Origin of the sequence: Myxococcus xanthus, from assembly GCF_013116825.1 — a bacterium.
Taxonomy (GTDB): domain Bacteria; phylum Myxococcota; class Myxococcia; order Myxococcales; family Myxococcaceae; genus Myxococcus; species Myxococcus xanthus_B.
On record NZ_JABFNS010000111.1, the window covers coordinates 1 to 17,893 of the forward strand.

Consider the following 17,893-nt stretch of genomic DNA (forward strand, 5'->3'; position numbering starts at 1 on the left):
CGGGGGGACCGTGCTGGGGCCGTCATCGTCCGCGAGCAGGTCCTCGGAGACCTCGACCTTGGCCTCGGTGGGGATGGCGGTGCGCGTCTCCTCGGGGGCCTCCGCGAAGGGGTTGCGCGTGGGCGGCGGCGTCGCGTCGTCGTCCATGGCGGGCGGCGGGCGCGGCGGCGCGGCGGCGCGGCGGCGGCCTTGCCGGCCTTCGCGTCGCGGGCGTCCTGCTTGAGGCGCTGCTCGAAGGCGGCCCACTCCTGCTTGAAGTGGGCGGGGTCCGGACGTCCCTCCTCGCGGTGCTTGAGCGACGGGGCCCAGCGCACGGTGTACGACTCACCCGCGTGGAAGGTGGGCGGCGGCGGCAGGCCGTAGGTGGCCGGGTCGAAGAAGGACTCGTCCAGGTCGTGGAAGCCGTACGCGCGCGCCTTGCTGACGAAGTTGGGGATGATGCCGGTGGGCGCGTGGTAGCCCAGGATGTGGTCGTCCTCGTCCTTGGTGACGGGCGTGAAGACGAAGATGTCCTGGGTCCGGTAGTCGCCCTTCTCGTTGAGGGGCAGCACCTCCGACAGGGCAATCGTCTTGCGGCTGCCGTCGTGGAGGCGCTCGCAGCAGATGATGAAGTTGATGGCGCTGGCCACCTGGGCGCGCACTGCCACCATGGGCAGGTCCACGCCGGACATGAGGCACAGCGACTCGATGCGGCGCAGCGTGTCCGTGGGCGTGTTGGCGTGCGTGGTGGCCAGCGAGCCGCCGTGGCCGGTGTTCATGGCCTGCATGAGGTGGAAGGCCTCGCCGCCGCGCACCTCACCGACGACGATGCGGTCGGGGCGCAGACGCAGCGCGGAGTGGAGCAAATCCCCCATGTCCACCGCGCCCTTGCCGAACTTGTCGGGCGGCCGGCTCTCGAAGGGCACGACGTGGGACTGGTTGAGCTGGAGCTCGGCCGAGTCCTCGATGGTGAGGATGCGCTCCTCATCCGGGATGAGCGACGACACGATGTTGAGCAGCGTCGTCTTGCCGGAGCCCGTGCCGCCGGCCACCAGCATGTTGAGCTTGGTGGCGATGCCCGCCTCGATGAGGCGCGCCATCTGCGGCGTGAGCGACCCGAACTTCATCAAGGATTGGACCGTCAGCTTCTCCTTGAAGAACTTGCGGATGGAGATGGTGGTGCCCTTGCGCGCGATGGGCGGAATCACCACGTGGATGCGGCTGCCATCCGGAAGGCGCGCGTCCAGGCGGGGGCGCTCTTCGTTGAGCATGCGGCCGACGAACTGGGCCATGTTGCGCGCGGCGCCGAGCAGGCCTTCGTCGGTGAACGATGCATCCACTTTCGTGAGCCGGCCCTTGCGCTCAATCCAGATGTCGGTCGGGCCGTTGATCATGATTTCCGACACGGCCTCGTCATCCATGTAGGGCAGGACGGGCTTGAGGAACGCGCGGAGTGACTCGGTGTACATCGTCATGGCGCCACCCAGGCTAGCGCGCTCTGGCCCCAGGGCCCAAGAACCCGCCCCGCCTGCCCGGCTGCTTTTTGGGGCAGGGGCCGCCCACCGCCGGTTTCCCGCGCGGTCGGGCGGAAAAGCAGTGGGCGCTCCCGAAGGCTGGTGTTTCAATGCCGCCGCCGCTGGAAACGGGAGGCGTGAGTGCTCGCGGAAGGGCTGCCGGAAGACTGGAAGCAGGAACTGCGCGCGGCGCTGGCGTCGCCGTCGTTTCAGGAGCTGGAGCGCTTCGTCGAAGCGGAGCGGCGGGAGGCCACCGTCTTCCCGTCGGAGGAGGACCTCTTCTCCGCCTTCCGGCTCACGCCCTATGAAGACGTGCGGGTGTTGCTGCTGGGCCAGGACCCCTACCACGGGCCGGGACAGGCGCATGGGCTGGCCTTCTCGGTGAAGCCGGGGGTGCCGCCGCCGCCCTCGCTGGTGAACATGTTCAAGGAGCTGGAGAGCGACGTGGGCGTGCCCCGCCCGAAGGACGGCTCGCTGATTCCGTGGGCCCGGCAGGGTGTGCTGCTGCTCAACGCGGTGCTGACGGTGCGGCAGGCGAAGCCCAACAGCCACGCGGGGCACGGCTGGGAGGACTTCACGGACGCCGTCATCCGCGCGGTGAGCGCCAAGGACGACCCGGTGGTGTTCCTGCTGTGGGGCCGCTACGCGCAGAAGAAGAAGAAGCTCATCGACTCGAAGCGGCACGTCGTCATCGAGGGCACACACCCCTCGCCGCTGTCGGCCAGCAATGGCTTCTTCGGCAGCCGTCCCTTCAGCGCCGTGAATGAGGCGCTGGAGTCCCACGGACGTCCGCCCATCGACTGGCGCCTGCCCGCCTGAAGAGGCGGCGAGCCCCGTGAGACTCGGGCCGGACACACCGGGTCCGCGTTGATACGCTGCGGCGCGACATGACCGCTGCCTTCCTCGCCGCCACCACCCCCGAGCCGCTCTCTCCCAACCGCTACGGCATCCGGTTCACCGCGCCCTGGTACCAGGGCAAGGGCGCCTATGGCGGCATCGTCGCGGGGGCGACGCTGCGCGCGTTGGAGCACACCCTGGCGCAGGCCCAGCAGCCGGGCCGTCCCGTGCGCACGCTCACCGTGCACTTCTGCGCGCCCGCGGTGGAGGGAGAGGCGGAAATCCAGACGCGCATCGAAAGGACGGGGCGGCTCGTCACGCACGCGACGGCGCGCATCGAGAGCGCCGCGGGTGTGCTGTGTGTGGCCACCGCCACGTTCGGCACCTCGCGCGGCGGCGCGACGGAGTACTTCGACGTGAAGCGCCCGGTGGTGCCGCCGCCGGAAGACGTCCCCGTGGTGCCGGACGACGTGCCCATGCCTACTTTCTGCAGCTTCTTCGAGTACCGCTTCTGCGTGGGCTCGGCGCCGTACTCCGGTGCGGACGTGGCGGAGACGGGCGGTTGGCTTCGCCCACGTGAGCCCATGGTGCTGGACGCGCCGCTGTGCGTGGGGTTGATGGACGCCTATCCGCCGTCGGTGCTCTCGCGCGTGGATGGTTTCCATGCGGCGGCCAGCGTGGACTTCACCGTGCACTTCTTCCACGACCTGCCGCGCCCGGGCCTGCGCGAGGACGCCCACTTCCTGCGCACGGGGCGCTCACGGCAGGCGGCGGAGGGGTACTCGGAGGACTTCCAGCAGCTGTGGACCCAGGAAGGCGAGCTGCTGGCGCAATGCCGCCAGTTGGTGGCGGTGTTGGGCTGAGCGCGGGCGCGTTCCAGACGCCCGCTACGTCTGCCCGCCGCAGTCCTCGGTGGACTCCCGGCCATTGGCATAGACCTTGGTTCCCACCTCAATCCCCCTCGGTGCTGACAGCGCCGCCCAAGGACAGGAGTCGTACCCCTCGGAGCCCTGCCGTCTCCACCGCCTGTTTCACCTTCTCCGAGACGAGGATCCACATCGTTGACTCCGCCAGCCGGAACATGGGCACGCCCATCGTCTTCGTCTCGTCGAGTACGAGCTTGTCGAACTTCATCAGCGGAGGCTCGGGGCCTGGCAGGTATTGGGACTGCGTCAGGTCCGCGCAGGCAATCCGGCCGATGATGTTGACGGCCCGGTAGTCGGTGTACGTTTTGCCCAGCCCCGGGTGCTTCAACGCCACCTGGTACAGGTCCATGTTCTTCACTCCCACGCTCTTGAGTACCTCGATGAGGCGGGTGGAGAAGATGGGGAGGGTGAGGATGAGGTCCGGCGGCGGGTCTGCGCTCTCTGGATGCAGTTCGCACTGAATCGGCTCCTCCACGTGTGCCTTGCTGCGCACCCCCATGGTCCAAGGCACTCCCGTCCTCGGCGTTGACGAAAGTCCGGCGAAGTTCGAGGAGTACAGGTCATTGCTCAGCCGGTAATACACTTCGGGCTCCTCCGTGAGCAATTCATGCGCCATTGGTGCTTTCGAGTGATGCTGCCCTTGCTGGTGGGTACAGATGGTCTTGCATTCATTGTCATTTCAATGAATGCATTGCCGAGGCAGTCGTCGATTTTCTTTGGGTGTGATGGTTTTGAGAGGCGATTCTCTTGCTGAAAGGGAATTGGGGTGGCCGACATGTGGGGCCTGAGCTTGTTCGGGCTCAGGGTGGCGTTCTGCTGTTGCTGCCGCCGATGTGTGGAGTCGGCTGCCCCGCATGGTAGTGTGTGTGCCAGGGCGCTTGTCATTGAGCGGCATCTTTGCTCCAATAGGCCACATTCGGGGGATTCCACCAGTTGTCGGTGGCAGGAATCTGCAGTGGGCTTCGTTGGAGTTTGGGACAAGGACGCCGTCATGAGCGTGACGATGGGAAAGCCCCCTGAAGGAGAGTCTGGAGAGGCTCCGCGCGAGCGTGTTTGGGGGACCCGATTGGGGTGGCTCACTGGGATGGATGCTGCGGGTCGCTTGCTGGTTGATTTCGGCGGCAACACAGAGGGGCCGCTGCCGGCTAGGCGGACGCTCGAGCTGACCCCAGAGATGGTGCATGCCGCTGTGGCTGCTCGGCAGTGTGCCGTCCTCCTCTTCGAGGACGGAAATCCCCGCTTCCCATTGGTCGTTGGCTTGGAGCGAGCACCCAGTTCTACGCCCTTGCTTGACGCCGTGCTGGAGAGAACGGGCGCCGAGCGCGAATCGGCTCCGGAATCCACCGAGGCTTTCGTGGACGGACAACGAGTCTCCATCGAAGGGGAGGACGAAATCGTGTTGCGTTGCGGTGAAGCCAGCATCACGCTTCGCCGTAATGGCAAGGTTATCATTCGAGGCGTTTACGTAGAGACGAACTCCTCGGGGGTCAATCGCATCAAGGGTGGTTCGGTCCAGGTAAACTGAGATTTCCACGATGATGCTCGACGTATTGGAGGAACACCTCTCCGAGGCGGCTTTTTTATGGGCCCAGTGGGAGCGTGCGAACGTCGCGGCCAACTATACGCTCGATGAGGCTGCTGAGTTGGAAGCGCGACTGCTCGCGCACCTGGATGGGCTCGTGACAGCAGGCACCTCCGCCACCGCGTTTCTAGCGCCCAAAGTGCAAGAGAGCGAAGACCCCGGTGAGACGTTCTCGGCGGCGTGGGCGCTCCTTGCGTTGGCGCCTTCCCTCGTCCTGGAGGCGATGAAGGCGCGGGCCTCTGATGCACCGTTCGCGGTCCAGTTCGCGATGACGCGTGCCCTGGAGTTGGGGGAGGCCGCGGTGGTGGTGCCGGCCCTGGCTCCCTGGCTCAACACGGCAGAGTCGATCCCGCTGTCGTTGGCTCTGAACGCCCTGGGCTTCCACGGGCGCATCTCTGTCGATCGGGCATCACAACTCTTGGGGCATCCGGACGGCGTGGTGGTCGCAGCGGCTCTACGCGCGCTCAGGCCCTCTCCGAAGCATCATGCTCCCAAGGAGTTGGGAAGACTGTTGGTCGACTCGCGTCCAACGGTCCGGTGGGCTGCCATCATGGCCGGACTGCTTTTCGGTCTACGAGACGCATGGGCTGCTTGCGAGCAGGATGCCATCTCCGCACAGGGCGCGCCGCGGCGAACCGCGTGGGGCCTCCTCGCCGCTGCGGGCGATACACGCTTCCTTGCGCGACTCCTTGCGTCGGCTGAGTCGGAATCGTCTCGTGAGGATGCACTCTGGGCCTTGGGCTTCAGTGGGCGGATTCCAGCTGCGGAGTCGTGCCTGCGATGGATGGAGGGGACGCCGCGCGTGGCACGACTCGCGGGAGAAGCATTCAGTGCCATCACGGGACTCCGATTGGAGGGGGCCTATGCTCTCGCGGAGCCGGAACCCGAAGATGCCCTGCCCCCCCTGGAAGAGGAGTCCCTCGACGCGGACCTGAGCCTCCGTGCGGAAGATGGGCTGCCACTCCCTGCTGCAGAGGAAATTGGTCGTTGGTGGGCGACGGGGCAGACGGCCTTCCATGCAGACGCGCGGTACTTGGATGGGAGGGAGTTCATCGGCTCGGCGCTGTTGGATGCGCTGGAGCACGGGCCCATGCGACGGCGACAGATGCATGCATTGGAGTTGGTGCTGCGTACGAGAGGGGCATGCACGGTCCAGGTTCAAGCATTCAGTTGGCGGCAGCGGGAAGAGCTGCTTCTGGCCGCCGCTGTACGAGAGCGCCTGCCTGCGTGGGGCGCCGGCCGCTGAGAGGGAGAAATGCTCCAGCTTCGCAATGAGACGCCGTTCTCACCAGGCATGTTCCTGTTCCCTGATGCACGAGGGGTGGACACGCTCTATGTGGTGGTTAAGGCAACGTTCACCCTTCGGGGGGGACGGCTGTTCATTGCGGAGAGCCAACAGCCCGTGGCTGTCGCGGATACGTACCGGGGCGAGCCTGGACAGTCGAGCCTCCGGACTGCGAGCGAAGCCCACCTGTTGAAGCCAGGGACAGACGTACTGGTAGAAGCGGAGGCGCACGCGCCTGGAGGCAAGCCGGTGGATTCCTGCCCGGTCCTCGTGCGAGTGGGGCCGGTGAAGCGGGTGCTCAAGGTCTTCGGCGACAGAAAGTGGAGGGGCGGGGTGTTGTCTCCAGGCATTTCCTCTCCCGCGCCGTTCATCAAGATGCCGCTTGTTTGGGAGCGGGCCTACGGTGGTGTTCATGAGATGGAAAAGGGACGGGTGGTAGGGTTGACTACCAACCCGGTGGGGCAGGGTTTCCGGGGCAAGCGCGGAGGGAGAGAGATGGTGGGACTCGCGTTGCCCAATGTGGAAGACCCATGGCATCCCATTGGTTCCATTTCGGACACGCCAGTGCCGGTTGGGGTGGGGCCCATAGCACCATCTTGGGAGCCTCGGAAATCATATGCTGGCACCTATGATGACGCGTGGCGGAGCCGGCGCGCGCCCTACCTGCCCTACGACTTCCGGGCTGAGTTTTTTCAAGTGGCGCCGCCAGGACTGTGTGCTCCGGAGGGGTTGAAGGGGGGCGAACTGGTCGAACTCATCAACGTGTCGCCGGAGGGCGCGCAGCGCTTTGCGTTGCCCCGCTGTGAGCTGGGCGTGACGGTGAAGATCGCTGGAGTCCCTGAGCGCCCGCATCTCCGGCTGGAGACAGTTCTCTTGGAGCCGAGCGTCGGACGCGTGTGCATGACGTGGCGCGGCGCGGTGGGGTGCGACAAGCAGACATTGAGGGTAGAGGAAGTGCGCTTGCAGCTGGCGTCGCTCGACGGCGTGGAGACGTAAGATGAGCGCGGGAGCGGAGCTTCTTGGGGTGGGAATGATGACGCCCGTGGGGGTGACCGCGCCGTCGACGGCGGCCGCCATCCGGGCTGGCATTATCCGGACACGGGAGACTCCGCTTCTGGACTTACGTTTCCGCCCCTATATCGGTGCATTCATTCCTGAAGAGTACCTCCCGGTGCCGGGACTGCCAGCAGCCCGAGGGTTGGCTGTCCGTGAGCAGCGCATGCTGCGGTTGGCGCTTCCCGCGTTGAAGGAAGCGGCGGAGGGGTTGGATCGTCCCGTGCCACTCATGCTGGGGTTGCCCGAGGGAGGTTCCGCCGGAAAGCACGAACCAGTTCCCTTCCTGAAAGCACTGAGCCACGCCTCTGGTCTTGCCCTGGACATGGAGCGAAGTCGCTGCTTCCCCAAAGGACGCGCCGCTGGACTGCTCGCGCTTGACGCAGCGGTGCGGTTGTTGGACGAGGGACGGGTGCCGGCAGTGCTGGTGGGGGGCGTGGACAGCCTATTAGACCCGATGACGCTGGCGGCTCTGGAAGGGGAAGGCAGGATTCGCCAGCACGGTCCTGTGGACGGACTGATTCCCGGCGAGGGGGGAGTGTTCTTGTTGCTTGGCCGAGCAGGTTCGGGAAAGCGGCTCAGTCGACGCCCGTTGGCTCGCATCGTGGCGACTGCAACGGGGATTGAGCCAGGGCATCGGTACAGCAAGGAGCCCTACTTGGGTGAAGGGTTGGCGGAGGCCTGCCGATTGTTATTCGCGTCCGTACCTGCAGGGCTGTCATCCGTGCGGTGTGTGTATGCGGGCTTCAATGGGGAACGTTTCTGGGCGAAGGAATGGGGTGTGGCGTTTCTTCGCTCGCGGGAATGCTTCGTTGAATCCTATGAGATCAAGCATCCGGCGGAGAATGTGGGGGATCCGGGCGCCGCATACGGACCTCTGATGGTGGGCGTGGCTGCGCTGGAGTTGCGAAAGGGGTATTGTCAGGGCCCTGTCCTGGTTTGGTGTTCCTCGGACCATGAGGCTCGTGGCGCAGCGCTTCTTCATCAAGAGGCACCGGAGGGGTGAAGAATGTCTGAGTTGGGTGAGGGCGCGGCAGTTGGGTCCGGGGCGGATGACGGCCACCCGGCGAACTGCACCTTCTGCGCGGAGTCGCCGAGAGAGCTTAAGGGCTACAAGACCAAGCATGGCCTCCTCAAGGACGAAGACGAGCTTGAGAGGAATCTCTGGACCGGCACCGACGTCCTCATCACCCGCGACAACAAAGTAGGCCCCATTTACCCATTGCCGGGTGGTGGTGACCTCACGATTGGGTGGCTGGCGAATGACGGCGTGCTCGAGGAGATGGCCGTCAGAATGGGCGCCGCGCCACATCACATCATTCCTGGCAAGGCATCCATGTCCGAGTCGACCTTGGACCAGTGGACATGTGCCAAGGAGGGGATGATCAAGGAGGACATTGGATACAGCATCGATTGCGCAAACAATGGCATCTTCCTGCCACATCTCCCGGAGATTTATTGGACTCGAGAAATCTCCTACGAAGTCGAGAAGGACGGTGTGCGAGAGACGCAGAAGAGGCCTATGGCCCAGTATTATGGGCAGACTTGGGAGGGGCTGAGTCCTACCTCCAAGCAGAGTATCACGTATCTCATCATGGCTGAGACGTGGCTGCAGGTGCACTTCACCGACCACAGCGCAACGTATGGTGGTGGCTCCACTCTGAGCTACGACACGGAGACCAAGGAGGCATGTGATCAACTCAGCGACCTGATGGCCAACTTCGACATTGTCTGCGAGCGCTCGAAGGATGGTGATGGCAAGCGCTATCCGCCCTATGCGCTCGTGCATCGCATCAATGCTGCCTCCCAACGCTTCCGCCAGCGAATCACGGGACATCCGGAGAGGTGGAAGTCCTGGGTGTCGCCGTTCGCGAATGCCTACACCCGGGAGATTCAAACGGGCCGGGAGCGTTGTGTGAAGAAGATGCTCATTGAACGGCAGTTTAAAGATGGTTATCGGCGCAAGGCTCCCAAGGGCAGCCGAAGTGGCTCTGTGAAAGAAAGACGTTCCGCCAAGGGTTGAGCGATCGTGGAGAGACGCTGGCATATGTATTACCGCATGGACTGGAAGGTGGATTTTTCCGCGCAAGGTTTTGAGATGGTTGCGACTGGCAAGACGCCGGTCACGGGTGTTCCCTGGACAATGGGAGTGCGCTATCCCAAGCCAGTGCCTCAACCCATCCGCATCCCCTTGGACAAGCGCAGCGGTCCGGTAATGCCGGACCTGCTCGCGGGGCTGCCCATTTTCTCCGCTCGACTGGTAGAGGTGCTCCAGGCTGCAGGTGTGAGCAACCTGGACCTGTACGAGACCGAGGTGGTCGACGAGGTTCGGAACAAGACGTACACGCACTTCAAGGCCGTCAACATCATCGGCCGAGTGAGTTGCGCGGACCTGACGAAGTCCGTCGCCGTTCCCGGTCACTCGCCGCCGTTGATGGAGTTTGAGAAGTTGGTCATCGACGAGTCAAAGACGATGGGGCTGCCCATGTTCCGCTTGGCGGAAGCGGTGCAGATGATCCTCGTTTCGGAGACCGTGAAGCAGGCCGTTTCCGACGCGAAGGTAGTGGGCGTGAGGGTGGTGTCGCTGGACGACCCGTCAGCATACTGAGGAAAAGCCATGGGAACGAAGGTCTTCGCAAACGGGCGCGGAATCTCCACGGAGGACGGTGGTGGGCAGAGCATCGTCTTCCCCGATGTGTGCAAAACGCCCAGCCCAGGCGGACCGGTACCTTTGCCCTACCCCAACATGGGGAAATCTTCCGACGCGTCAAAGGGGCCGAAGAGTGTCACCGTCAACGGGAAGATGCCCATGGTGAAGGGGGCTCAATACAAAACCAGCACGGGTGACGAAGCTGGCACGGCGGGTGGCGGTGTCATGAGCAGCTCCACAAAGGGCCCGGCGGAGTTCATGATGTATTCCTTCGACGTGAAGTTCGAGGGCAAGAACGTGTGTCGCCTGGGAGACCCGCTCTTCCATAACAAGAAGAACATCATGGGGTGATGCGTGTGGACGCAAGGCTTGCTGATGGCGCAAAGGTGCATGCCTCCGCATGGAGCGCGAGCGCCAGCCGCGAGCAGGTGCGCGTCAACCATATTCACGGCAAGCGCTTACTTCGTGTGATTCCCCTCAAGGTGTGGACGAACGCGGTGATCGGACCTTGGGTGTACGCGAGTGTCCTTGGCCGGGGGACGCAGGGCCGAAAGAAATTGCCGTTAGATGGACGCGTGGTCGCCCCTGGGGTGGCGTGGGTTATGTGTATGTCCTTCTCTTGCCGCATCTTCGTTCGCGCCTGTTGAGGAGCTCGGTGCATGGCGTGTTTGCTGCCGCCTGTGCTGAAGGATGGCCCCTGGAGTTGGTCGCCAGTTGTGACGGTGCTGGGTAGGGCGTGCGTTCGGCCGAGACTCTCCACCGTGACGATGTGAAGAGGGGCGCAAGATGCCGGAGAGCAGTCTGCACGGTCTGTTGGAGCAGGCGCTCGCGGCGTTCGAGCAGCGCGATGAAGAGGAGGCCCTGCGCAGTCTGCTGGAGGCATGGCGCGAGTCGCGTTCGGAGCTCATCGTCACGCTGGTGAACGCGCTGTCGGACCGGCTCATCGCCGGGATGCCGCCGCTCTCCTGCCGTCCCTTCGCGCCCGAAATGCAGTCTCACCGGCCCAGCGACCTGCCGAGGATGCTCGCGGGCTTCGAGGAGACCGCTTCCGCGGGGCTCGTGGACCCGCTGTGCCGTCAGATGGAGGCCTTCCTCAACTGGCCGGCGGACCCTCGGCTCACCTTCGCGCTGGAGTCCATGACCCGGATGAACATCTCCGCCAACTGGAAGGTGCTCGACCAGCTTGTCGCGCTCCTCGTGTACCTGCGGGACCCTCGCTCCCTCGAGTCCCTCCGCAGGCTGAGCAAACGCCGGGGCATGGCGGACCGCCACGTCCAGCAATTCGCGGGCATCATCGACCTCATCACGCGGCAGGAAGTGTCTCCGGTGGATGCGGAGGCCCTGGCCTTGTGTGCGGCGCTAGAGGAGGCCCGTATCTCCCGGGCGAAGTCAGAGGCGCGCAGCGCGCCCATTCGCGAGGCCCTGCTGGCGCGTGTCTACTCGCACCCGGATGATGACAACGCGCGGCTGGTGCTCGCGGACCACCTGTTGGAGCAGGGCGACGCACGCGGCGAGTTCATCATGCTCCAGTACGCGTCCCAGCCCGACAAGGCCCGTATTCGCGAACTGCTGGGGAAGTACTCGGAGGCGTGGCAGGTGTCGCTGGGGCCGCTCGTGGCGACAGAGGACACCCGCTTCGAGCGGGGGTTCCCGGTGGCGGTCCGGATGAACGTCGAGCGCCGGTCCGAGTTGCTCTATCCGTTGTCACCGCTGCCCGGCCCCGCCTGGGGGACGGTGCGGGAGATTGACTGGAAATGGTCGGGGCCTCCCGAGGCCGCGGCCTGGCTTGCGCACCCGCATGTGCATGCCCTCCATCACCTGCGCCGGACGCGGGCCGCCATCGCCCGGCGGCTGGGCGCGCATGGACTGGGCGTGCAGAGGCTGGAACTCCAGGGGCGGCTCGCCGTCGAGGCACCGGAGATATTCACCGCGCTGAGTGGACTGCCGCGCTTGACGTGGGTGGACATCCCTAACGGGGACCTTCGCGACGTGGAGCTGTGCGCGAACTCGCCCATCGCCCGGCGCCTGGAGCGCTTCACCTTGTCCGTGCTCCGCAAATGGACCCTGCGGGCAACGCCGTTGGAACCGGTGACGGTGTCGTTGGCGCTGCTGGAGAGGGAGCACTTCGGCCAACTCGCGGCGGCCATCCGTGCCGCAGTGGGGTTTGGCTCCCGGGGGCTGCGTATCGCGTCCCGGACGGAGCTGGACGCCGGGGAGCGGCAGTTCCTGCAGAACGCGGCCGCCGCCTACGAACGCGTGGAATGGGCGTGAGTCAGGCCCGGCGCGCTCTGCTCAGGCCGCGGAGGCGAGCTGTTTGACGAGCAACCGCACCAGCTCCACAGGCTGGATGGGCTTGGGCAGCAGCTCCGCGCCGTAGCGGATGGCCACGGACACGAGGTCATCCAGCTCCTCGTGTCCGGTGAGGAAGATGAACGGCACCTGGCAGTCCTTCATCTCACGCATCACGGTGAGCACGTCGGAGCCGTTCATGTCCGGCATGTTGTAGTCGCAGAGGATGGCGGAGACGCTGGACAGGTCCAGGTTGAACGCCTCGGCGGGTGACTGCACCGTCACGACCCCGTAGCCCGCGCTCTGGAGGATGTCCCTCACCACCGAGAGCACGAAGGCGTCGTCGTCAATCACCAACACGTTCTGCATCGGGCCCTCTCCTCAAGCGGTTCAGCGCACTCTACTCAACCTTCTCCCACGAGCTTGTCATGTGAGACATGTCTCACGGCACGGGGCGGGAAGGACCCGGGGAGGGGATGAGCACCAAATCCTCCTGGGGTGGGATGAGGTATTCCGCACTCGTTTCGGTGACGACGGCCATCTCCTCCACGGCGATGATGCGCTGCTCGCCCTCGCCGCCGTCCGGCCACGCGAAGAACCCGTCGAAGGCGAAGACCTGCCCGGGCCGGACGATGCGCGCCGCCTGTCCCGCCGCGGGCTTGCCCTGCTGCGCGCCGGAGAGCGCCGGGCCCACGTCATGCGCCCAGTAGCCCACCGGGTGCCCCGTTCCCCACATGACGGGCGCCGAGCCGGCCTCGCGCATCCAGTCACGCTGGGCCTTGTCCACGTCCCAGCCGCGCACGCCGGGTTTCAGGGTGGCCAATGCAATCCGGCTGCCTTTCTTGCCCTTCTCCCACTTCTCCAGGGCCTCCTTGGGCGGCTGCGTCTCGCCCGGCGCCAGCACGTAGGCGAAGCGCTGGATGTCCGTCACCCACATGCCGCCCACGCGGATGCCGAAGTCCGTCTGGATGAAGTCACCCGGCTGGATGACGCGCTCGGTGGCGTGGGAGTGTCCGCGCGTGGGGCCGCTCTGGACGTTGGGGTTCTGGTCCGGCGCCCAGGCGTCGCCCACGCCCAGCTCCACCATGCGCTGGCGGAGGAAGCGGGCCACATCCACGTCGCGCGTCTTGCCCGGCACGACCGCGCGGTAGGCCTCTATCTCCATCTGGGACGTCAGCGCGGCGGCCTTGCGGAGGATGTCCACCTCCTCGGGCAGCTTCACGGAGAGCCACTCGGAGACGAGGTCCTCGGAGGACACCAGCTTCTTGCGCAGCGCGGGCGTCAGGGCCTTCTCCAGCGCGGCGCGCTGCGTGGCGGACAGGCCATCCGCCACCGCCACCGACGTGGACGAATTGACGGCGATGCGCTTCGGCTTCGCCGCCGCCAGCCGCGAGGCCACCTGCGCGTAGAGATTCGTTCCGCGCGGCAGCGGCACCACCTCATCGAGCGGGGCCACGTCGCGGAGCGCGGTGGCCTCGCCTTCCGGTGACAGGGCCACGCCGCGCACGGCCGCGTCCTGCTTGAGGAACAGGAAGGCGGCGGTGCCTCCGGCGTTCTCACAGCCGACGTGGATGGCCAGCGGGTCGTTGTCGTTCTCCCGGCAGATGACCACCCACGCGTCCACGTTGGCGCGGGCCATGGCCTGGGGCAGCAGCTTCTGGATGCGCCCCTTGCGGATGCGGGGCCAGGCGTCCTGGGACGCGATGGGGTCGGCGGGCGCGGCGCTGGCGATGGGGGCGGCGAGGAGCAGGGCGGAGAGCAGGGCGTGCCGGACGCGAGTCATGCGGGGAGCGGTCCTTTCGGGAAGGAGCGCCATCATCCCCGAGCGCCCGGTGGGAAGGGACGCGCGCGGCGTGAAGTCGTGTGGCGTGCGTGCGAAGAGCCGTGCGAAGCCCTCCATCGGGCGGCACCATGCAAGCGTTGTCGCCGTGGCTCGTTTAAAGTGTTCCCATGGCCAAGAGCACGTCCCAGAAGCGTCCGTCGAAGGCGAAGAAGCCCGCCGCGTCGAAGGCGAAGGCGAAGAAGGCCGCTGCCCCGAAGAAGGCCGCCTCGAGGACCCGCGCCGCGCCCCGTCGCGCCAGCGCGCCGGTGTCCGAGCCCGCCGTCGAAGCTCCTCGGCCCCCCATACTGGAAGCCGAGCCCGTGCTCTCCGACGAACCCACCCCAGGGCGCCCGGGCCCCAAGGCGCTCCCGGCCGGCGAGACCGCGGGCCGCGTGTTGCCCTTCGAAATCGACCCCAAGCGCATGGAAGAAGGGCTGCGCAAGCTCCAGGGGGAGATGGTCCACTGGGCCAACAAGGGCCGCTACACGCGGGTGCGCTTCAAGTTCCGGGGCAAGCAGCTGCTTCCGGACCTGCCGCTGGCCGCCGTGGTGGCCGCGGAGGGGCTCACGTTCTACTGGGGCGGCATCCTGCGCGTGCTTGTCGCCAACGTGGTGGGCGGCAGCGTGTTCCAGGTGGAGCTCGTGAATGACGCGGAGAAGCGCGTCCAGGCCGGCAAGGAGGCCTTGCTGTCGGGCGACGTGGACCAGGCGCTGGTGCTCTTCCGGGAAGCCGTGGCCATGGACCGTGACTTTCCCTCCGCGCACCTCAACGTGGGCGTGGCCTTGAAGCTGAAGGGCGACCGGGAAGGGGCCCTGGCCGCGTTCGAAAAAGCAAAGGAAAGGGACCCGGAAGGACCGGTGGGAACCGAAGCCGAGCGCCTGGCTGCTCCCCTGCGTCCGCAGGGCTGAAAAAGGCCCGCTCAAGCGTTCAAAAAAGAGTCTCTTTCCGGCATCCCGCCGTTCGAGGCGAGAGCCCCTTGTTTCCCCTGTTGACGCAGGGAAATCCAGGGGTTACGAACGCTCACTCACTGGATGGCGGCCCCGATTCGCGGGCCCCTCCGCAGACTTCCAGAGCTCATGGCTGACGACACGACTGACAAGCCGGCATCGCCCTCCGCGCCTCCCCCCCCGGACAGCGCTGGAGAGCTCATTCCCGTCAACATCGAAGACGAGATGCGCCGTTCGTATCTCGACTACTCCATGTCCGTCATCGTGGGGCGCGCGCTGCCCGACGTACGTGACGGACTCAAGCCCGTGCATCGCCGCGTGCTGTACGCGATGAATGACCTGGGCAACCTCCACAACCGGGCCTACAAGAAGTCCGCCCGCGTGGTGGGTGACGTCATCGGTAAGTACCACCCGCACGGTGACTCGTCGGTGTACGACGCCATGGTGCGCCTGGCGCAGGAGTGGAGCCTTCGCTACCTGCTGGTGGACGGCCAGGGCAACTTCGGCTCGGTGGACGGCGACTCGCCAGCGGCCATGCGTTACACGGAAGTGCGCATGGAGCGGCTGGCGGAGGACCTGCTGGCGGACATCGACAAGGAGACGGTGGACTTCGGTCCCAACTACGACGACTCGCTGGAAGAGCCGCTCGTCCTCCCGTCGAAGTTCCCCAACCTCCTGGTCAACGGCAGCAGCGGCATCGCGGTGGGCATGACCACCAACATCCCGCCGCACAACATGACCGAGGTCATCAGCGGCACGCTGCACCTCATCGACAACCCGGGCTGCACGGTCCGGGACCTGATGGAGTTCATCACCGGTCCGGACTTCCCCACCGGCGCCATCATCACCGGGCGCGAGGGCATCGTCCGCGCCTACGAGACGGGCCGCGGCCAGGTCACCATCCGGGCGCGCTCGGACATCGAGACCTCCAAGCGGGGTGACCGCGAGGCCATCATCTTCTCGGAGATTCCGTACCAGGTGAACAAGGCGCGGCTCATCGAGAAGATCGCCGAGCTGGTGCGCGAGAAGAAGCTGGAGGGCATCAGCGACATCCGCGACGAGAGCGACCGCCAGGGCATGCGCATCGTCATCGAGCTCAAGCGCGATGCGATTGCGCAGGTGGTGCTCAACAACCTGTACGCGATGACGTCGCTGGAGACGACCTTCGGCGCGGTGATGTTGGCCATCGACGGCGGCCAGCCGCGCACGCTCAACCTGAAGGAGATGCTGGACCGGTTCATCGCGCACCGCCGGGACGTGGTGACGCGCCGCACGCGCTACGAGCTTCGCAAGGCGCTGGCGCGCATGCACATCGTCGAAGGTCTGCTCGTCGCGCAGGACCTCATCGACCTGGTGGTCAGCCTCATCCGCGCGTCCAGGGACCCGGACGAGGCGCGCTGGGGCCTGATGAACATCCTGTCGCCCGCGCTGTACGAGCACGAGCGCTTCGCGACCCTCCAGCGCATCGACTACGACAAGGCGAAGGCGCAGATGGAGTTGCTCGTCTCGCGCGCGCGCAACGAGGAGCCCAGCTACGCGGGTCTGGCGCACAAGTACGAGGGCGCGGGCTTCAGCGAGGGCCAGGCGCAGAACATCCTGGAGATGCGCCTGCAGCGGCTCACCGGCCTGCAGCGCGAGGAGCTGTTCCGCGAGCTCATCGGCCTGGTGCGCGACATCGCGCGGCTGCAGGACATCCTGGCCAACGAGCGCAGCCTGCTCAACGTCATCAAGACGGAGCTCGTGGAGATTCGCGAGCGCTACGGCGACAAGCGCCGCACGGAAATCACCGGCGCCGTGGATGAGATGACCAGCGAGGACCTCATCGCCGAAGAGACGATGGTGGTCACGCTGTCGCACACGGGCTACATCAAGCGCTCGCCGCTGACCGAGTACCGGGCGCAGAAGCGCGGTGGGCGCGGGAAGACGGGCGCTGCGACGAAGGAAGACGATTTCGTCAGCAAGCTGTTCGTGGCCAGCACGCACGCGTACCTGATGCCCATCACCACGAAGGGCAAGCTGTACTCGCTGAAGGTGCACCAGGTACCGCAGGCCAGCCGCACGTCGCGCGGCAAGGCCATGGTGAACCTGGTGCAGTTCGGCGAGGGCGAGCGGCTGGCGCAGGTGCTGGTGACGCGTGACTTCCCGGAGAACCGCTACGTCTTCTTCGTGACGAAGCGGGGCGTGGTGAAGCGCACGGACCTGAGCGCGTTCGAGAACGTCCGCTCCAGCGGCATCATCGCGCTGGGCATCGACGACGGTGACGAGCTGGTGGCGGTGATGATTACCGACGGCAGCAAGGACATCCTGTTGTCGACGGCGTCGGGCATGAGCATCCGCTTCCCGGAGACGGAGGTCCGCTCCATGGGCCGCCAGGCCTACGGCGTGAAGGGAATCACGCTGGAGGACGGCGACGAGGTGGTGGGCGCCGACGTGGTGGAGACGGACGCGGCCATCCTCACGGTGACGGAGAACGGCTACGGCAAGCGGACGCAGGAGGCCGAGTACCGGCAGCAGGGCCGTGGCGGCAAGGGCATCATCGACATCAAGACCACCGAGCGGAACGGCAAGGTGGTGGGTCTGCTCCAGGTGAAGGAGTCGGACGAGGTGATGATCGTCACCAACGGCGGCATGCTCATCCGCATGCGGGTGAAGGAGATCTCCGTCATCGGCCGCAACACGCAGGGCGTGCGGCTGATTGCGCTGGAGAACGAGCAGGAGAAGGTCATGGCCATCTCCAAGCTGCCTGAGAGCGACGAGTCCGAGGAGAGCGGCGAGGCGGTGGCGCCGGCCGAGGGCGCGGTGCCCACGGCGGAGGCCAGCGCTCCGGAGGCGACTGACGCCGCTGCGCCTGCGGACTCCACGGCTGAGGCCGCTGCGCCTGCGGAAGCCGCTGTCGAGTCGGCCCCGGCATCCGAGGAGGGTGGCACCCCGGGTGGCGAGGAGCCCACGCAGGGCTGAGTTGTTCGCAGTGAGGAGCGGGGGCCCACGGGCTCCCGCTCCTGTGTCACC

The 17,893-nt window shown here is 66.0% G+C and carries 15 protein-coding genes and 1 pseudogene; 12 read left to right on the plus strand and 4 right to left on the minus strand.

Features of this window, described 5'->3' with window-relative positions:
* Positions 1–1,454, minus strand: a pseudogene (locus HNV26_RS27115) (TadA family conjugal transfer-associated ATPase); the annotation flags it as partial.
* A gap of 180 nt (positions 1,455–1,634) precedes the next feature.
* On the opposite strand from HNV26_RS27115, the gene ung reads away from it, so the two are divergent.
* Together ung and HNV26_RS27125 are read left to right on the plus strand one after the other, a co-directional pair.
* Positions 1,635–2,312, plus strand: a complete 678-nt coding sequence (gene ung / locus HNV26_RS27120) for a uracil-DNA glycosylase (RefSeq protein ID WP_171442219.1) — start codon at positions 1,635–1,637, stop codon at positions 2,310–2,312.
* Positions 2,313–2,380: 68 nt separating this feature from the next.
* The gene (locus HNV26_RS27125; protein WP_141592458.1) at positions 2,381–3,193 is read left to right on the plus strand and encodes an acyl-CoA thioesterase; all 813 of its coding nucleotides are present in this window, start codon (positions 2,381–2,383) and stop codon (positions 3,191–3,193) included.
* 88 nt (positions 3,194–3,281) lie between these two features.
* Here the strand turns inward: HNV26_RS27125 and HNV26_RS27130 are convergent, their stop codons facing one another.
* Positions 3,282–3,755, minus strand: coding sequence for an imm11 family protein (locus HNV26_RS27130; RefSeq protein ID WP_171442218.1), 474 nt, complete (start codon positions 3,753–3,755; stop codon positions 3,282–3,284).
* A gap of 492 nt (positions 3,756–4,247) precedes the next feature.
* Between HNV26_RS27130 and HNV26_RS27135 the strand changes: the two genes are divergently transcribed.
* From HNV26_RS27135 to HNV26_RS27170, 8 genes are all read left to right on the plus strand, one after another.
* Positions 4,248–4,781 carry a DUF6484 domain-containing protein gene (locus tag HNV26_RS27135; RefSeq protein ID WP_171442217.1) on the plus strand — a complete coding sequence of 178 codons (534 nt, stop codon included), beginning with the start codon at positions 4,248–4,250 and terminating at the stop codon, positions 4,779–4,781.
* A gap of 10 nt (positions 4,782–4,791) precedes the next feature.
* The gene (locus HNV26_RS27140; RefSeq protein WP_171442216.1) at positions 4,792–6,084 is read left to right on the plus strand and encodes a TIGR02270 family protein; all 1,293 of its coding nucleotides are present in this window, start codon (positions 4,792–4,794) and stop codon (positions 6,082–6,084) included.
* Between the two features lie 9 nt (positions 6,085–6,093).
* Positions 6,094–7,119, plus strand: a complete 1,026-nt coding sequence (locus tag HNV26_RS27145) for a DUF2169 family type VI secretion system accessory protein (protein ID WP_171442215.1) — start codon at positions 6,094–6,096, stop codon at positions 7,117–7,119.
* A gap of 1 nt (position 7,120) precedes the next feature.
* A complete protein-coding gene (locus tag HNV26_RS27150; protein ID WP_253817093.1) occupies positions 7,121–8,182 on the plus strand; it encodes a beta-ketoacyl synthase N-terminal-like domain-containing protein in 1,062 nt (353 codons plus the stop codon).
* Between the two features lie 3 nt (positions 8,183–8,185).
* A complete protein-coding gene (locus HNV26_RS27155) occupies positions 8,186–9,199 on the plus strand; it encodes an AHH domain-containing protein (RefSeq protein WP_171442214.1) in 1,014 nt (337 codons plus the stop codon).
* A gap of 24 nt (positions 9,200–9,223) precedes the next feature.
* Positions 9,224–9,784, plus strand: a complete 561-nt coding sequence (locus tag HNV26_RS27160; RefSeq protein ID WP_171442213.1) for an imm11 family protein — start codon at positions 9,224–9,226, stop codon at positions 9,782–9,784.
* Between the two features lie 9 nt (positions 9,785–9,793).
* Entirely contained in the window at positions 9,794–10,177 is a 384-nt protein-coding gene (locus HNV26_RS27165) for a DUF4150 domain-containing protein (protein ID WP_171442212.1), read from the plus strand.
* 435 nt (positions 10,178–10,612) lie between these two features.
* Positions 10,613–12,097: a TIGR02996 domain-containing protein gene (locus tag HNV26_RS27170; RefSeq protein WP_171442211.1), complete on the plus strand. Its 1,485-nt coding sequence runs from the start codon at positions 10,613–10,615 to the stop codon at positions 12,095–12,097.
* Between the two features lie 21 nt (positions 12,098–12,118).
* Here HNV26_RS27170 and HNV26_RS27175 read toward each other — a convergent pair whose 3' ends face one another.
* Both HNV26_RS27175 and HNV26_RS27180 read right to left on the minus strand, forming a co-directional pair.
* Complete coding sequence (locus HNV26_RS27175; RefSeq protein WP_171442210.1) at positions 12,119–12,484, minus strand: response regulator; 366 nt, start codon at positions 12,482–12,484, stop codon at positions 12,119–12,121.
* Between the two features lie 73 nt (positions 12,485–12,557).
* On the minus strand, positions 12,558–13,898 hold the full coding sequence (locus HNV26_RS27180; RefSeq protein WP_171442209.1) for a M24 family metallopeptidase: 1,341 nt from the start codon (positions 13,896–13,898) through the stop codon (positions 12,558–12,560).
* Positions 13,899–14,065: 167 nt separating this feature from the next.
* On the opposite strand from HNV26_RS27180, the gene HNV26_RS27185 reads away from it, so the two are divergent.
* Both HNV26_RS27185 and gyrA read left to right on the plus strand, forming a co-directional pair.
* The gene (locus HNV26_RS27185; protein ID WP_171442208.1) at positions 14,066–14,845 is read left to right on the plus strand and encodes a tetratricopeptide repeat protein; all 780 of its coding nucleotides are present in this window, start codon (positions 14,066–14,068) and stop codon (positions 14,843–14,845) included.
* A 168-nt stretch (positions 14,846–15,013) separates the two neighbouring features.
* Positions 15,014–17,842, plus strand: a complete 2,829-nt coding sequence (gene gyrA, locus HNV26_RS27190) for a DNA gyrase subunit A (RefSeq protein WP_171442207.1) — start codon at positions 15,014–15,016, stop codon at positions 17,840–17,842.
* Positions 17,843–17,893: the final 51 nt, after the last annotated feature.

What these genes read in the sequence shown, in the direction of transcription:
- HNV26_RS27140 (WP_171442216.1), top strand. Translation starts at nt 4,792, where the DNA reads ATGATGCTCGACGTATTGGAGGAACACCTCTCCGAGGCGGCTTTTTTA.
- HNV26_RS27155 (WP_171442214.1), top strand. Translation starts at nt 8,186, where the DNA reads ATGTCTGAGTTGGGTGAGGGCGCGGCAGTTGGGTCCGGGGCGGATGAC.
- HNV26_RS27135 (WP_171442217.1), top strand. Translation starts at nt 4,248, where the DNA reads ATGAGCGTGACGATGGGAAAGCCCCCTGAAGGAGAGTCTGGAGAGGCT.
- HNV26_RS27160 (WP_171442213.1), top strand. Translation starts at nt 9,224, where the DNA reads ATGTATTACCGCATGGACTGGAAGGTGGATTTTTCCGCGCAAGGTTTT.
- HNV26_RS27175 (WP_171442210.1), bottom strand. Translation starts at nt 12,484, where the DNA reads ATGCAGAACGTGTTGGTGATTGACGACGACGCCTTCGTGCTCTCGGTG.
- HNV26_RS27165 (WP_171442212.1), top strand. Translation starts at nt 9,794, where the DNA reads ATGGGAACGAAGGTCTTCGCAAACGGGCGCGGAATCTCCACGGAGGAC.
- HNV26_RS27180 (WP_171442209.1), bottom strand. Translation starts at nt 13,898, where the DNA reads ATGACTCGCGTCCGGCACGCCCTGCTCTCCGCCCTGCTCCTCGCCGCC.
- HNV26_RS27150 (WP_253817093.1), top strand. Translation starts at nt 7,121, where the DNA reads ATGAGCGCGGGAGCGGAGCTTCTTGGGGTGGGAATGATGACGCCCGTG.
- HNV26_RS27170 (WP_171442211.1), top strand. Translation starts at nt 10,613, where the DNA reads ATGCCGGAGAGCAGTCTGCACGGTCTGTTGGAGCAGGCGCTCGCGGCG.
- HNV26_RS27145 (WP_171442215.1), top strand. Translation starts at nt 6,094, where the DNA reads ATGCTCCAGCTTCGCAATGAGACGCCGTTCTCACCAGGCATGTTCCTG.
- HNV26_RS27125 (WP_141592458.1), top strand. Translation starts at nt 2,381, where the DNA reads ATGACCGCTGCCTTCCTCGCCGCCACCACCCCCGAGCCGCTCTCTCCC.
- HNV26_RS27130 (WP_171442218.1), bottom strand. Translation starts at nt 3,755, where the DNA reads ATGGGGGTGCGCAGCAAGGCACACGTGGAGGAGCCGATTCAGTGCGAA.
- HNV26_RS27185 (WP_171442208.1), top strand. Translation starts at nt 14,066, where the DNA reads ATGGCCAAGAGCACGTCCCAGAAGCGTCCGTCGAAGGCGAAGAAGCCC.
- gyrA (WP_171442207.1), top strand. Translation starts at nt 15,014, where the DNA reads ATGGCTGACGACACGACTGACAAGCCGGCATCGCCCTCCGCGCCTCCC.